Origin of the sequence: Thalassotalea psychrophila, assembly GCF_031583595.1 — a bacterium.
Lineage (GTDB): Bacteria > Pseudomonadota > Gammaproteobacteria > Enterobacterales > Alteromonadaceae > Thalassotalea_A > Thalassotalea_A psychrophila.
Genome location: NZ_CP134145.1, coordinates 1,469,928 through 1,486,929, shown reverse-complemented (window position 1 = coordinate 1,486,929; position 17,002 = coordinate 1,469,928). Strand labels below are relative to the sequence as shown.

At 39.3% G+C, this 17,002-nt stretch carries 4 protein-coding genes; 1 reads left to right on the top strand and 3 read right to left on the bottom strand.

Annotation, left to right across the window (positions count from 1 at the left end; all coding sequences use genetic code 11):
* Positions 1 to 344: 344 nt before the first annotated feature.
* Entirely contained in the window at positions 345 to 2,702 is a 2,358-nt protein-coding gene (locus RGQ13_RS06205) for a putative Ig domain-containing protein (protein ID WP_348392693.1), read from the top strand.
* Positions 2,703 to 3,233: 531 nt separating this feature from the next.
* Here RGQ13_RS06205 and RGQ13_RS06200 read toward each other — a convergent pair.
* The 3 genes from RGQ13_RS06200 to RGQ13_RS06190 all read right to left on the bottom strand — a co-directional run bounded on the left by RGQ13_RS06200 (position 3,234) and on the right by RGQ13_RS06190 (position 16,808).
* Positions 3,234 to 6,392 (bottom strand): TonB-dependent receptor, encoded by a 3,159-nt coding sequence (locus RGQ13_RS06200; RefSeq protein ID WP_348392692.1) that lies wholly within the window; start codon positions 6,390 to 6,392, stop codon positions 3,234 to 3,236.
* 26 nt (positions 6,393 to 6,418) lie between these two features.
* The gene (locus RGQ13_RS06195) at positions 6,419 to 10,927 is read right to left on the bottom strand and encodes a M36 family metallopeptidase (protein WP_348392691.1); all 4,509 of its coding nucleotides are present in this window, start codon (positions 10,925 to 10,927) and stop codon (positions 6,419 to 6,421) included.
* 70 nt (positions 10,928 to 10,997) lie between these two features.
* Entirely contained in the window at positions 10,998 to 16,808 is a 5,811-nt protein-coding gene (locus tag RGQ13_RS06190; protein ID WP_348392690.1) for a S8 family serine peptidase, read from the bottom strand.
* Positions 16,809 to 17,002 lie beyond the last annotated feature (194 nt).

Sequence of the window (17,002 nt, the reverse complement as noted above, 5' to 3'; positions counted from 1 at the left end):
AATATGTGAAAAAAGGTTAACAAGTTCACAGGCTTTTGAAGATTGATCGGTTGATTATAAAACCATCAACTCTCAAGCAACAAAATAGAAACAAAAAGATAACACTAACGAATTGTTTCTATAGGAAAAATGCATTTAAAATCGATGCACCTCACTTAAAAAACACCACCTATTTACCCCTCATTAACAATTAAAATTGGCATTAACAGTTTTTAACATCTTATAGCGATTTGATGGCTTACTCTTGATACTGAGATAAATTAACAACTGGTGTTTAAACGCAACAAAAATGCGTGTATACAGCAATTACATTCAAGTAGGAAAACTTCAACATGGGTAAGAAAATGAATAAGTCATGCATCGCTCTACTTGTCACAGCTACTCTAGGTTTATCGGCCTGTGGCGGTGGCGGCGGTAGTGACAAACCAACTCCGACGCCGACTCCGACGCCGACTCCGACTCCGACTCCGACTCCGACTCCGACGCCGACGCCGACTCCGACGCCGACTCCGACTCCGACGCCGACACCGACTCCGACTCCTACACCGACACCGACACCGACGAATAGTGCTCCATCTATTTCAGGTGTTCCAGTGTCAACACTTAATGAATTGGAAGAGTTTTCATTTACACCAAGTGCAACTGATAGCGATGACGACACACTTTCTTTTAGTATTAATAAACAGCCGACTTGGGCTACTTTCGACTCTACTACAGGTACCCTTTCTGGTACGACAACGTTAAGTGACTCAGGTACGACGGCGGGTATTATTATTACCGTAAGTGACGGCACCGAAACGGTTGATTTAACGACATTTGATCTGACCGTAAATAACGTTGTACACATCAGCGGTAAAGTAATAGATGGCTACGTGAGTGGCGCGAATGTATTTTTAGATGCAAATAACAATGGAGTGCTCGATGACAACGAGTTAAACGATACTACAGACGGCGCTGGATTTTTTGAAATATTGGTAACGCAAGAAAATATAGACGCTAATACCAATGCTAATATTTTAGCTTTCTTAGGTGCGGGTGCCAACGATCTATCTCGCACAAACGATGATTTTGAAACTCGTCCTGTAACTTTTTCTGCAGGCAACGTTAATTTTGATGCAACAACAAACAGTGTAAGTGCTTTTGTTTCACCATATTCGACCTTAAAAGCGAATGGCAAAGCAGAATATTTTACAAACATAGCGAATTACTTAGATATCAGCGAAAGCATATTACTTGGTGATTTTATTGCTGCGGATTTATCAAAATCAGAATTAGCAATGGCAACCACCCGAGCAGAAAGGTTAACCGTTTACTTACAAGACATCATTGATACTAATAGTTCGTCTATTGATAGTGATTTTGATGGCACGATGAATAACGAAGAAACTGACTCAGACAATGATGGTGTCGAAGACGATGTCGATGCATTTCCTTTAAGTAAGCATTCATATGCTGATGCTAACTTTGACGGTATTGCTGATTTTACTACGGCGTATTTAGATGAAGTATCATTCTCTAATGAAGAATTAAAACAATGTCTCACTACAGCATACCCTGAAAACACACAAGCGGCTGCTGTAACTGAAATCGCATGTTCAAATTTAGAAATTATTGGTTTTGAAGATTTAGTTCACTTTACTAACCTTACAAAAGTTAGTTTTACTGATACGTTTTTTGCTCCTCAGACTGACTGGACATTGTTGAAAGAGCTCAGTCAAATAACCTCATTAAATGTGGCAGGAAGTAAAAATGTAGATTTTGAGATTTTATACAGTTTTAGCCATTTACTCGAGCTTGATATTAGTTATCAAAATATTGATTTGATCCAAGGCATTAATGGCTTAACTAATCTTGAGACTCTATCCATTGCAGGTTCTGATTTGTCAGAAACAACATCGATTGAAAACCCAGCTGTTGATCTTAGTCCTATTTTTAACATGCCAAAATTGATCTTTTTAAATGCTTGGGATGCAGGTTTAATCGTTTCAGATTATCAAACGATGTTAGATGTTGGTATTGATTTTTTATCAGAAGCAATACTATTAGAGCATATTAACAATGATAAAAAATATATTGTTGACGCAGGGTTATCGACGTACGAAAGCTATTTTTACGCTGACAAGTCGGGTGTAATTGAGAATAACGGTAGTACCAATACAACCTGGGACCTTGATGAACAAGGTCGCTTATTGGTAACTGAATCAGGTAACTCTGATTTACCTACGCGCTATACTTGGATTGGTGGTGGCGGCTTAACCACTGGTGCTGATTTACTGGTTGAGACAGGTAGCAGCGAATACGCTCTAAACAATATTGTGTCGATGACACCTTGGTTGCTTGCTGGCAATTGTAAAGTTGGTGAAGTGGAAGATGCTGATTCTGGTTTGTGTATACCAAATCCATTGATTGGTGATGGCTTTAATATCTGTGCCGCATCAGGTGTTGATCAAGAAGTATTTTTAAGAGACCCAGACTACAATTTCAAGAATCTATTTGCTTGTACAAGCACAGAAGGCGAAAGCATACCTGCTGGGCTATGTGTAGACTCTCATCAAGGCAGCGAAGGTGCTTCTGATAATAAATGTTGTGCATTTGGTGCCTACCCAGAAGCAGCTCCAGGGATAATGCATAATGGCGATAATATTGCAGGTTCTTGCTGTATCACACTAAATTGTACATTTATATATAATGGTAAATCCTAAACCTAAAACCAAACCTTTAGGTACAATTTGTTGATATAAATAAAACCACTAGATTGATAATTTAATCTAGTGGTTTTTTATTTGTTACGGTTTACATTCTAATTCAACTACTTCGGCTAGTTACATTGACAATTAAGTTTAGTTAAGAGCATGAAGTGTGCTTTAGCTTATTTGTGCCAGAATGAGGATACAAATCCCCTCAAAGCTTTGATTCTACGTCTTTCGCTTACCCTGCATCACCGGTTGTATACATTGAAGGTAAACCTGAGTTGTAGCTCGCTAAAAACACTTAATGCTATGTTATATTTAATGTCGTGATAAACGGAACATCAAAATTATCGCTTTTAAAATCACGGTTATATTTCTTGTGCTTTCATTAAATATTGCCACCTATTTCAGGGGTTGAGATAAATCATCTGCTAGATAGTAGCAATTTATTCAAAACAGGCTCTTTTGAAACTATAAATCAAACAAAATAAAACCCCATAAAGCGTAGCTCTATGGGGTTTGTATTTTATTTGTTCTAAATAATTAGAACTTCGCTGATACTGAAAACTCTACATAACGAGGCTGAGTTGTTTGCGTCACCAATCCATAGTCTGGATGAGTGTTAGCAACCATGTCAGGGTTAAGCTCTTTTAACTTAGGTAATACTAAGTCATTGACTTCGCCCGTCTCAAAATAACGTGTCGCGGTTATTTCATTAAACAAATTTTGCACTTGCAGCTGCGCTGAGGTTTCATAGCCATATATCTCAGTCCGGTAAGTTAAGCTTAAATCCAGTACAAATGTATTTGGCGTACGGCCTTTTGAACCACGAGGGCTTGGTTGCGACTCTGCTATGTATTCAGGGTTTTCTGGATCGCTATCAGGATCTATCACTTCTTCTTCACAGTAAAAAGACGTTGGACCGTAAATCGCAGGAACCGCGCCCGGCGTTGGATGATAGCCAAAACAATTGTTTGGACGACCCGTTTGCCAGGTGGCATTTAAACCAACGATCCAATCATCAGTGATTGCGTAAGCCCCGGTTAGTTTGAATGTATGGCGGCGATCATTCGGTAAATCACCATAGGCATGATCCATTACACCAGCGTAATCGAAACTTTGTGTAGCACCTGAATCTGATTGACCAATATCTGAGTCAACTAAACCTTCGGTATTACCCCATGAATGCGCCCAGGTATATTTAGCCGAAAACGTGTAATCGTCAGCCCATCTACGCTCAAACTTTAAATCCCAAGCTAAGTATTTACGCTCTGCTTCAGGATAGCCCATATACTCATTAGGAATATTGAATTTACGAGCATCCAATGGACCTTCAACTAGGTTGCCATCCCCGTCGATATAATCATCGGTATCAACCCAAATACTTAAATCAGATCCTGGATTGGTTAATACATACATAGCAGCTTGATCACCTGCACAAGCAGCACAATCTTCTCCAAACTCCTCTTTAAGATAATCGCTAAGGCCGTGCTGTGCGGTAACATCCTCAATAGACTCACCCAACTCACGATACGTGCCGCGAATGCCCCAAACAAAGCCCTCAATAGATTGTTCATATGACAACATAAACTCGTCTTGATACATAGGTTCAATATTTTCATCGACTAAGCGGCGAGTATCTTTTAACGTACCATCGGCAGCTATTAAGTCCATTTCACTAGAACCTAAAATATCAGCAATGTTTTCAAATTCAGAAGCCGGAATTGCATCAAGTTGTAAATCTCGAGAGATAACATAACGCTCTTCACCCGCTAGACGAATATTGGTATTAGTAGCAACAGGTAAATAGAAGCGGCCATATGAGGCAGTAAACTTACTTTCACCATCACCAAATACATCCCACGATAACGCTAAGCGAGGGGCAATTTGACCATCCATCTCAATGAATTCATCGCCATTGATGTTTTTATTGGTAAATTCGTCATAACGTAAACCAAGGTTTAATACGATATTATCGGTGATCTGCCATTCATCTTGAACATACAAAGCAAAGTTTTCGGTTTCGTAGGTACCATTGTTATTAAAATCAACTGATTGAACTACTTTGCTGTCTTGTTGGTAGACAACATCAGTATTACCTTCAAGGAAATCGATTAAATTGTCATTACCAATGGCAAATGTATATGAACCTTGTCCATAGGCATCTCTATTCTCATAGGCTTCCATATTTTCAATGTCGACCCCAAAACGGAACGTGTGATCTTGCCAATAATAATCAAAATCGACACGATATTGGTCGCGAGTATCACGCGAAGTACCATACGATGAAATTGATGGGCCATGTAAAATAATGCCTGTATTACTATCAACAATGCGAGATTGACCTTCATTATTTAATGAACGATTACTGGTTTGTGTTTCATTGTGACCAAGCATTGCCGTCATGGTAAAATCATCAGTCAAATAACCAGTATATTTTAACGAATAGTTTTCACCACCTTGCTTTTGTTCATAAGACGTATGATTGTTACCAACAACAGGTGTTACTACCCTGCCGTGATTACGATCTTCGCCATTTAAACTAGGAATAAAGTAGTAGCTACCAATGATTTTGTTGGTTAGATCATATGGGTCAGTACTTATTTCATAATCACGTTCATCGTTAAAGTAGGTCAAATCTAAACGATGATCATCGCTAATATTCCAGTTAAATTTGGTTGCCCAAATAGCATCATTACTGTCTGTTTCGGTATACCTCCAAAGACTTGCATTTTCGCGAGTTTCAAATAGCGGGTTATAAATTGCGTAGAAAAATAATTTATCTTCAACAATATATCCACTTGCCCAAATATCTAAATCCACTTTTTCGTAAGTACGGCCATGGTTAATGGAAAAATATTCTGTACCGTATAGCTCAGAGCCTATATCAGTCCGTTTAACGTCAGGTCTGTTTTCACGAAGAGAGTCTGGAATGTAGCGAGCATTTACACCACCATGAAATTCATTACTACCACTTTTAGTTGTGGCACTAATAATACCTACTGCTCGACCATACTCAGCTGAGAACCCACCAGTTTTAACTTCAAAGCTTTCGTACATTTCCCAAGGCAATTGACTTTGACCAAGCCCGGTTCGAACATCAGTTATGTTAATACCATCAATGTAATAGGCGTTTTCAGCTACAGATGAACCACCAAATGATACTAAGTTGCCAAATGCGTCATCGCCTTTGTTGTTACCGGCGGCAAGCAAAGCTACGGAATTAATATCACGAGGTACCGGCAATAATTCTAACTCGTCTTTAGAAATAACCAAACCAGACTCTGTTTTTGTGGTATCTATGGCAATAATTTGCGAAGCTCGAACTTCGATGGTTTCAATTCCTTCTTCATTCATAGCCAAATTAATCAGTGTTTTACCACCAACCCCAACGGCCACATTTTCTTGTTCGGTAACCATAAACCCATCTTTAACAGCATAGATGTTGTATGTACCAGACGGTAATAATGGAAAACGGTACTTACCGTCTTTATCAGAGCTGATGGTTCTGCTATAACCGGTATTAATATTAACAATGCTGATTTCAACCCCTTGTACCGGTTGGTCACTATAGGAAATTGTTTGCCCGGCAATATGGCCAGTTGTTGCATCCGCCATAACTTCAGTAGCCGCTAACGCCGACATTAATGTTGCGGCGATTAAGGTGCGCTTAAATGGCGCTGTTTTTATTATATGTTTCATAATACTTCTCTTTATCTACTCGCAAATTAACGTTTGTTGGTTACAGCCGATGCTGCGCGTAAACGCGCTGCAAATGCTAAAAACATAATTGATATCCAGGCTAAACTACCACCTGATGAAACGTTTGATTTTCTCGGCTCAACGATTACGCTAACCATAGCTTCATCGCTAGCTGAACCATCGGTAACCGTGATTGAGAATTCAAATGTTTGAATTTCTTCAACGTTTGGAGCATTAAAGTTTAATGTTGCGGTTCTAGCACCCTGCATGCGAACCAAATCACCTGATAACTGCTGCCACTTGTACAATAAGGCATCGTTATCGGCATCATTTGCGACAATAGTCACGTTAACAAAATCGCCTTCAGTAACCGTGATGCTTTGACCATCTACAGTTGGTGCTATATTTACGTCCAATAACGTAACAACGACTTCTTGTGATCGAGATTGTCCTTGGCTGTCAGTTGCTGTTACTTCAAAAATAAGCTCTTCATTTCGATTTATGATTGGCGCAACAAAGCTCATTTGAGATTTATCGCTATCGATTAACTCTGCGTCAGGGCCCGATAATTGCTGCCAATGCACACTCACATCATCACCATCGTAATCAAATACATCGGCAGATAGCGTGATCATTGATTGTTCACCATTGCCATGTTCACTGTGGGTTATGCGTTTATCAACAGTTATATAAGGCATACGATTACCACAGGCTTCAAATTGTTCACCAACGGCAAGTGAAAATGCCGGGTTAACCACATTATTAAACCTAAAGTCATCAATAAACCAACCGGCTGTTGCCGCTTGTTCATCGGTGCCAATAGCAAAGCGTACTTGTACCCTTTTACCGTTTAATTCACCCTCTGGGATGCTAATTACAACGTCTTGTCCGCCAGGCATATTTCCGGTATAGCCCAAGCGATGGCCTAGAGGATTGTTTGTTGTTGCAATTTTTTGTGCAAATGTGCCATGGATCACCGCGTCATATGGATCAGACATCAGGGCATTAAATTCAAGCACATCTTGCCACTCACCGCCATCAACACTAATTTCAATAACACCACCATCCCAATACTCAAGCGTCCACGGTGCATCATCTGCTGCACCTTCTAAACGGTACTCGGCCATCTCAAATTCATAAACATGGAAAAATTCAAAACTAAAATCTCCACTTTCATTAACAATTACTTCTGGTGACTCAAGGGCAGTTAGCTGTCTGGTAGGACTCGCAGCGCCCCACCACATTTGTCCCTGGCGCATACTTAAGTTATTTGAACCAAATCCGGCATCTAATACCCAAGGATATACTGCATTACCATAGGCAGCTGTTGATACATCTTGGGCAAATGAAGTCCAATCAGACTCCGTCGCGATATTTTCTTCAAACCTGCTGAAGCTATGATCATATTTAATAATATCGGTTTGCGCGTGCGTCCAAGCCGTACCTACAGGAGGGATAATCGCTTCTGGGTTGTCACTTTCAAAACTAATATCAAAACGTACGGTCGATAAATTTTCGCCACTGTGTAGTGTTACCTCAAACGGGAACTCGATGAGTTCACCATAATTGTTTTCTGAAAAAACAATTGGCATGCGGTTATCAACAAGTTCTTCACCATCAACCATAATGGTAACGTCTGAAATCGTATTTATAACGGCATTAATCCCAGATAACGGCATGTTGCTTATATTTTTTAAATGCATTGATACTTGCATGGTCTCGCCAACGTCAAGTGACTCATCAATATCACAATAGGCACCAGAATTACCGATATAGTTATAATCAGCGCTGACATTCTCAACAACAAAAGATGGGTATTGTGTAGCGAAGCCTTGTTTAACGTTTTCAAATAAGGCATCTGTACGTAGCGGCGATATAGCATCTAAACCGAAACCACGCTTAGCAAATGCCTTTAACATAATTTCAAAATCACGTGTATCCGTTGCAGCAGTAACGGCAAGTAATGCATCACGTGCTTCAGTAAATGTTGGCCAATAAGGTGTTACCTTCAAACTAGCAACCAGATATTCGCGCATGCGTTTTTCAACCATGTCAAAAGACAAGTCACTGCGTTCATTATGCAGTGCCACATAAACATCCCATAATACAGTAGCCCACACTTCACCTGCACTGTGCACTTCATTGTTAGGAATAGGATATTCACCCTGAAATTCACCGACTTTCGAGTTAGGTAACTCGGCGCTAAAGGCAATATGACCCAACGTTAAACCATTCACATTCATATCTGTAGAGTATGGATAACGACGGATGCCTTCAGAAAACGCTATATTGCCAACTAAATTACGGCCAGCAAACGATGACATAGGGAAAGAACCATTGAATAATTCATTACCAATAATATTACGGTCTGACTCTCTCATTTGCAGCATCAAAGCGACAAAATCAGCCCAGCCTTCGCCCATAGCAGCCGCTTGAAATTGCATTAACCCCCAACCGTTATGAATTAATCGGTTGGTTAAATAGTGTGCCCATTCATGAGAAACAATACCGGTGTCAAAAGCGGAATGTGCTTGATCGGTTTCAACTTCGACATCAATACGAACAACTTGCCCTTGCTCCATTGACTTGTAGATAGGTTCTGCATGCTCATAAGACAAGAATACACCCGATATTTTCATATCAGAATCATCATCATTTGGTCCTAAAGCCATATTCAGATTGCCACCAACATTTCCAGCAGCATTCACTTCACCTTCTTTAACATGGTTGGTTATTAAGTAACCTACCGCACCGGCTGCTTGCGCATACAATGCCTTTTGGAAGAAATTACAATTACCACGTCTAATTAGCGCTATTTTACCGCGAATTTCATCAGCGTTAATAACTGGCTCACATAAGTCTTGTGAATCTACGCCTTCACCATCATGGGCGATCACTAATTCGTTTTCTAAAATATCAGCCGTTTCTTTGTCATCTTCTAAAGTGAACGTAGCAGGACCAAATACACTTCGACCAAATCGCGGCACCCAAAAAAACTGCTCGCCGTCTTCATCAATAGCGTCATCTTCGCTATAAAATTCTGGCAACATACCTCGAACTTCAAAACCAAGTTCATATAAGCCCCACGGGTACATACGCATTACCGGTGATTGCCCATCCGGTGGCGTCGCCATTGAGGCATTGTTTTGCGAGTTAAAATCGATACGAGCATCAATTGGATCGCGTTCAATGCCGCCACGCCCATAATTATCTAACTGTGCATTGCCGGATTTTTCATCGAAACCTGAATCATAAAACCAGTCATGTAAGAAGTTATTAATGTAAAATACTGACGTTAATGCCGCTTTAACATTGGTATCATCATTAGCTGGAGCTCGATAATTATATGGATAACTAAACGTTCCGGCAGATGAAGCCTCTAGGTAATAATCACCATTTTCAACACGCTGTTTTTCTAAATCTTCAACTGGATTAAACCCTTCTGGCGGCACTTTATCAACAAAGGCCCAAACATTGTTACCCTGCGCATAATTGTTATTTGTAGCCAGCCACGGATCATTGGTGCTAATTCCAGCATGGCTGATACTGACTAAGTTTGATTCATGCAAATGATCTTGGTATGGACCATAACTTTCAGGATCAAGACCGGTTGGGTAAGGTGACACCTCAATCGTTGTTGGTGAATCAAAAGGCTTAAATGGTGACTCAGATCCTGCATACAAACGATAGCGATAACTATGATCGGCTTCTAATTTACCTTTATGTAATATACGTTGATTAACTGCTGATACGATATACCCTTGCATTTCGCTGCGGCTTTCATTAGCGACAACTGTTTGCAAGTTAATCATGTAGGCCGGCTCAACACCTTTGGCAGAAGGATAGTAAATAAATTGTGCCGCAGATTTACCAAGTGCCCAAGCTTTACCGTCAGTATCATTAGACTGATTCGAAACTTGAAATTCATCGAACTTGCCTTTTCTGCCAAGAGCACTAATATTTTCACTATTCAAGCTCACCCCAGAATCACGATAAGCTGCTACCACTGAATTTAAAGCTGAATCTGGCGACAATATACTTTGGGTTTGGGCATCTCCGTATATTGGTGCAAACACTCCACTGCTAGCAATAGCAGTTAAGTTTTGATTGAGTACAACATTGATTTGCGAACCAAATACATCAACACCATTTACCAGTTGTTGATAGCGCATAATGATTGGGCCTGTGCCGGTATTATGAACCGGTATACTGACTGCCTGACTTGCGTCATTGTCAGTAAAACCATGCTTACTAGCGATAGTAGCGAATTGACGATTTGCAGCTTGCTGCACTTGCTGAGTTCTGCTAGCTACAAAATTCAATTCACTTTTTGATGTAGTATCGTCGAACCACTGAAAAGTCGTTCGTTTTTGTTGATCAAATTGACTGTTTATTTGATGTGGCTTTGCAACACCGCCGGCTTGACCAGAAAATTTAGCTGTTTTTGCAAAATTGTGGGCCATGGTTGCCGCAGTGGCATTAACAGCAATAGCGCTGCTAATGGCTAGGGTAATTGATAATATTTTTGTTTTCATAGTCTTTTCCAAAATTCTTTTCTTAGCTTCGAGCATCTCTGCAAGGCTCGCTACTGCGAGCCAATTCAAATTAGCGGCGATTAATCAGAGTGCGACGTCCAACCAAAGTAAGAAGGGTGAAAAGTGAAAGCCAGATAAATGCAGCACCATTAGGCTCTTTACGCTCAAATGATGACTCTTCTTCTGCTTGTGTAACGTTTACAGTGAACGCTTTATTTACTTCAACTTGACCGTCAGTCACCATAAGATCAAATTGATGACTACCCGCAGGTAAGTTTGATACGCTCATTGAACCATTAAGCTTTTGATCTTCGTCGATATGCCCCCCGGTCCATAAGTAACTCAGTTTGTCATTATCTACATCTGTTGCTAAGGCAATTAACTCAACAAAATCAGTACTAAGTACATCAAAAGAATCTTGTTCATAAAGCAATACTGGTGCGTCATTTACAGGAGTAACTTCAACATTAAAGCTTGCTTTAACCTGTTGATTTGAATTGTCTTTAGAGGTTACCGTTAAAGTAATGGTTGCTGGTTCAGAGGTAAAATAATCTGCTTCGCTATCTATACTGATATTCAATAGTGAACCATTAATTTGTGAGGTGACTTTAATAAAACGATCAGTTGAGGTTAGCTCTACCTCCACATTAGCATCAGAAAGAGAAGCGGCAATTTGCTTGGTCGCACTATCTTCGGCCATAACGATATTAGAGAGTTGAGAAACAGCTAAAGATGAATTAACCACAATCTTCGCTTGGTTAGCAAAAATAGTATTTTGGCCAGAGTTGGATAAGCCAAATACTAATTCATCACCGGCAACCAAGTCATTTGGTAATTGCACTTTAAATTTAATTTTTCCAGCTTTTGATCCCGGCCCTTGATAATCAAAACAAACAACTTTGCCTGGTTTGATCGCGTTAACTATTTCGGTACGCTCAGTGACATTGTGTGATGAGTAATATTCATCGGCGTGATAAATACCGCCATAGCTATTCTTATAACCTTCGTGCCCTAATACTCCAACTACTCCGTTATATTGGGCATTATTAAGTAATTCATCTTCATTTTTTAAACTTTCATCGGTAAATATTGTACGAGTAATATCGCCATAGGCGATGACCACTTCATACTCACCAGGTTGATTTTTAGACTCACCAGTTTCCATAAATACTTGGAAGTCATAATTATCATTACCGTAGAATTCCATTAAAGAGGAATGTATAGATTTTTTTTCTGAATTGCTTTGATAATCCAGCTCTCCGGTGTTTAATAAACACTGTGTTGCAATAGATCCATCGGCCAGTTCAATTAATTGTTTATTAACACAAGTTGTTTTCCATCCTGTTTTAACATTATTGTAATCAACAACCAGCTTGCTACCTACATGACCAACACTGATACCAGAGATGTCTCCTTGTTCATTTTGAACCGGTCTAAATGGCACAATAAATTGTTCATCATGTCCTGCCGCCCGCCATAAAGGAGCAATACTATTTGACAAGTTTGAACCACTAAACGGTCCGCTGTATGAAAAATCAATATGAACTGTAGCGCTGTTGCCTTCTGGTGCATTATTATTCGGCGTTTGTGTACCTAATGGGTTAGGAGAGGCAAAGTTTTGGAAATCTATAAAGCCATTACCAAATACATACATAAATCGGCCTTTAGCAAAATCACCATTTTCATAGAATGAAATCCATGGCGTTTCTACATCACTTTTTGAGAATACTTCTTGTAAATCAACAACAATATGTTCACGGTCAATATACTGTTGACCACTATCATCGGTTGTCGCCATCCAATTAAATGGTCCGTTTTGATCGTAGTGTACGCGCTTTGCCCATTCCTTGTTGGTCTCAGGTTCACCATCGGCTTTCAATCTTCTTGGGTTTGACACGATCTCTTGTGCTGCATCAGATAATAAATAAAACTCTTCACTGCCTTCATTTAGTCTCATGGCACTGCCAGTAATTGGCGTTAGCCCTAAATCTATATACTTACCGTGATCTTGTTGTTCTACCAAAGGTGTGCGGCACATTTCGTTGTCGCTATTTGTACTAATAACATAATCTCTGTCTAGGCTAGCAGCACTATTAATAGTACCAACCACCTTAAAACCGTTACTAATTGCCTGAGTAGTAAGTTGCAGGTGTGAGTTATTGTCAGGCAAAATATTACCCACTAGCTGAGATCCTTCAGGTAACTGAACACTTAAATCTAAGTATTGAGTTTCGTGACTTAAGTTTTCACGAATATCTATTTCCATATCGATTATGGAACCCGGCAAAATATCATTTTGCTTGGCATTAGTTGTCAACACAGCAACATCGTTTGCACGTTTTAAATTCAAATTGATGGTCTTAACATTATCGATGGCGTTAAAGGCAGCAAATACGGTTTGATTAGGCTCTGTTTCTAAATCCCAAATGACTGTAACTTCTTTAGTAAAAGTATCGCCGGAGATATGAATATTTTTAGATACATCGCTATTTATAATTCCGGTGTGGGTTTTTATTACAGTACTTAATTCATCTTTATAAAATTCACTGTACTGCTGATCAAAACCACTTGCCCATTGATACATTACCCAATAGTCACCGGCAATAGGATCGGTTAGGCTACAAAAATTATTAGAGCCGACGGAGCTATCATTAGTTGAAAATGCAGAGGTAAAATCTGATATACATAATATTTCTTCTTTGAATTCAACCCGAGAATTTCTATTTAAATCACGGCCAATTGCTACTTTAATTGAATTTTTTCGACGGTTGTCGATTAAATTACGCACGCCAACTTCACTTGCCTCTGCGAAAATACGCTTACTACCTTCTGGCGCACGAATCCATTCAACATGAGCAGTTTTGTCAGCAACATGCTTTTCGATATCAAATAAAGGATTTACACAGGCATCCTCATGGTAAAGGTAACAACTCATGTCATCTCTAACATTGACTGCATGTACAAGTGTTTCTTTTGCTGTCGAAATAACCGGTTCATAAACGACAAATTCGGCCGTATCTACATCATCGGTAGTGAATAAAGGCAACACTTTTGAACCTTTATTTAACTCGATATCAATGCGATGCATATCGTTAACAACATCTAGGCGACTTCCTACAACAACTGGTAAATGTACTTCTGGAATACTTCTATCATCAGGAATAAATACAATATCACCACCGGTTAAGTTACCGTCGTTGTTTATTATATCGCTTGATTCATCGCTATATTGACCTTGCCATTTATCGAAATCCCATCCCAATCTTAATGATTCGTCAACGATGACAATATCGATGGTTAGTTCAATTGTTTCACCTTTTACTAGAGTAAATTCTGCAGGGGATACAGTAGTACTTGCAGACGCATAGTCCATAAATACTTGTGAACGCCAGCTACCATCGCGGGTCGCTTTAAATGTTCGGGTTAATGAACATGTACCAAAACAGGCAGTCTCTATCGCAGCAGGAATGTTTAAGGCTGAAATATTATGTAAATCTGGATCTGCAGAGCGAAAGTTGTCAACAGTTTCATGCATGACAAGACCTGTATTAATGGCATTTTCAACATTAACTAATCCAGCTCCCATAGTGTAAGCATCAGGCAAACCACCTTTATCGCTGTTGTTAACATGAATTGCTGACTTTGCTGTTAGAGTTAACGCAGAAATAACTTCTGACGGCGACCAATCTGGATGTGCTTGTTTTACTAAGGCTGCGGCACCTGCTACTACCGCAGACGCGGTCGAACTACCAGAAAACTTATCCCAATCAGAGCTATTACCATCTTCGTTATATGGGGTTTCATCTGCAGCTGCGGCTAAAACATTAACTGAAGGCGCAACAACGCTTGGTAATAAATATTCACCATTGATACCTTCACCAGGTCCCATAGAAGTGTTAACTGTGTTCATCATTCCGAGTACTGTAGGATAAAAGTATTCGGTTAATGGGTTAATAGTTGCGTTTACTAACAAACCTTTATCTGCAGAAGTAACTACCCAGTCGTAGAAAAATCCTGATCCCCCTCCTAAAAATGTGGCGGGAAAATCAGGATTAATATAATTTACAGTTACATTCGGCGTACCGTACACGCCAACAATTATCATACCTCCAGCACCAGCTTTTTCTGCTTGCTCAGCCATATGTTGGTATGCTTCATAAATATTCAAACCAGACAATAAAGAACTATTGCCATTGGTAGTAGCAAGACATAACGCAATTTCTGATTTTTCAAAAGTATTTTCAGGTAGTTCAATACAATATCTAAGTTTTTGTTTGTCGTCGTCTGAATACATCGATGTGTCTAATTTAGCTTCTGCAACGATAGGGTTACCGGTAAATGCGTCACCAACATAACCTGTACGGGCAGAGTATTCAGTAATAGCAACGTTACCTTCAAAAGTTTCTTCTTTAGGAAATGTTTCAGGATCGCCACCAGATATTTCATTAACTGTTGTTGATACCAGGTAGGAATCACTTTTATAGGCAGAGCCGACGTTTATTAACCAAGGAGATGCATGATCGCCTTGTCCCATTAGATATTCATTACCCACGGCAGTAACAACAATTATGTCAGCAGCATGGGCGTTTAAAAATGCCATTTCGACAGGATCGACATACGGATTAACTTCTGCACCACCACTTTTAGCGATAGAAAAGTTTATAACATCGACGTCATCTGAAATTGCATCGTCTATCGCCTTTAACACGGCTTCGTCAGAACAGCTAACAGCATTAGCTAGCGGATCACAGACCTGGTATGAAATTATTTGAGCGTTAGGTGCAATACCTGATACTTGATAGCTGCTCGCTTTTAATGGGATGCCGCTCGAGTTCCAGTATTGATACTTAGGATAATGAAGATTTACATCATCAATTATATTACCGGCAATTACACTGGCGACATGGCTACCATGACTATGGTAATCTTCACCAGGGCGATACACAAAGCCTTCTGCCACGGCATTATTATAAATAGGCAATGGTGACGTTATAACACCTTCATCAATTTCTACTCCACCATGAACAGTATCAAACACTTCACTATAAGAACGGATGCCAATAAGTTTATTATTACAACGTTCATCTCCGGTATTACATAACCCATAAAAGGTATTAACTTTCGGAAATTCGTGTACATTTTTACTTGATTCATCAATAGGTTGATCAACAAATGAAATATGATCTGAATTGATACCTGTATCTAAGATTGCAATGGTGATGCCTTCACCTTTGTATTCGCCAGTATTAACTAGGCTTTTTCCCTGCCAAATGTTTTTTGCACCTATATCATTAGCTAAACTGTAGGATTGTAACTTAGAGAATCCCAGTTTCGTTACTGATTTCACCTCTGAAAGTTGGGCAATCTGTTGAGCAACATCTTGCTCAGCTTTGATAGTAAACCCATTCAAAGCGTTGGTAAGTTGATAATTTACGTCAACATTCACCCCTTTAGCATTTAAGGAACTTATAACCGAGTGTTGGTTTTGTAAAAGATGATTGTGATAATCCAATTTTGATGAAAATAAAGCACTTGGCGAACTTAAATTGCTCACCTTAGAAAATTTAGGATTAGCATTTAAATAAGAATTATTATCATCAAATGAGGTTAATGGTTTGTCATTTAATTGAACAATATAACTATGCGTACCAACTAAATCCGGCTCATAGTCAAATTCAAATGTAGTTGTACTATGGGTATGAGAATTGACTCTACCACTAACATTCTGAAAATCAGTATTTATTCTTTCTTTATGAGAAACAACTGCCTGAGCGGTAATAGAAACGAGTTTAACATCATTATTCCCTGGCATAATCGTGGCCGCAACAGCGGACGAATATACAGCAACTAATGAACCTGATATAAGCTTTTTAAAGGTCAAAATAGCCCCCTTTTATTTTAATAGCTTTTAGGGTGAATATAATTTAGTTCATGATTATCTGTGAAGAGAAGATCGGGATTCGTTAAAAAATGTTAATGAAGCTTTAAATCACCCAAGTTTACTTAACGCACCATTAACGTTCGTTTCATTTTGTTAAAAATTGTTAATAAAATAAACCGTTCAAGACTATTTAC

Excerpts from the sequence above, each read along its gene's own strand:
- RGQ13_RS06205 (WP_348392693.1), top strand. The coding sequence starts at position 345 with ATGAATAAGTCATGCATCGCTCTACTTGTCACAGCTACTCTAGGTTTA.
- RGQ13_RS06200 (WP_348392692.1), bottom strand. The coding sequence starts at position 6,392 with ATGAAACATATAATAAAAACAGCGCCATTTAAGCGCACCTTAATCGCC.
- RGQ13_RS06195 (WP_348392691.1), bottom strand. The coding sequence starts at position 10,927 with ATGAAAACAAAAATATTATCAATTACCCTAGCCATTAGCAGCGCTATT.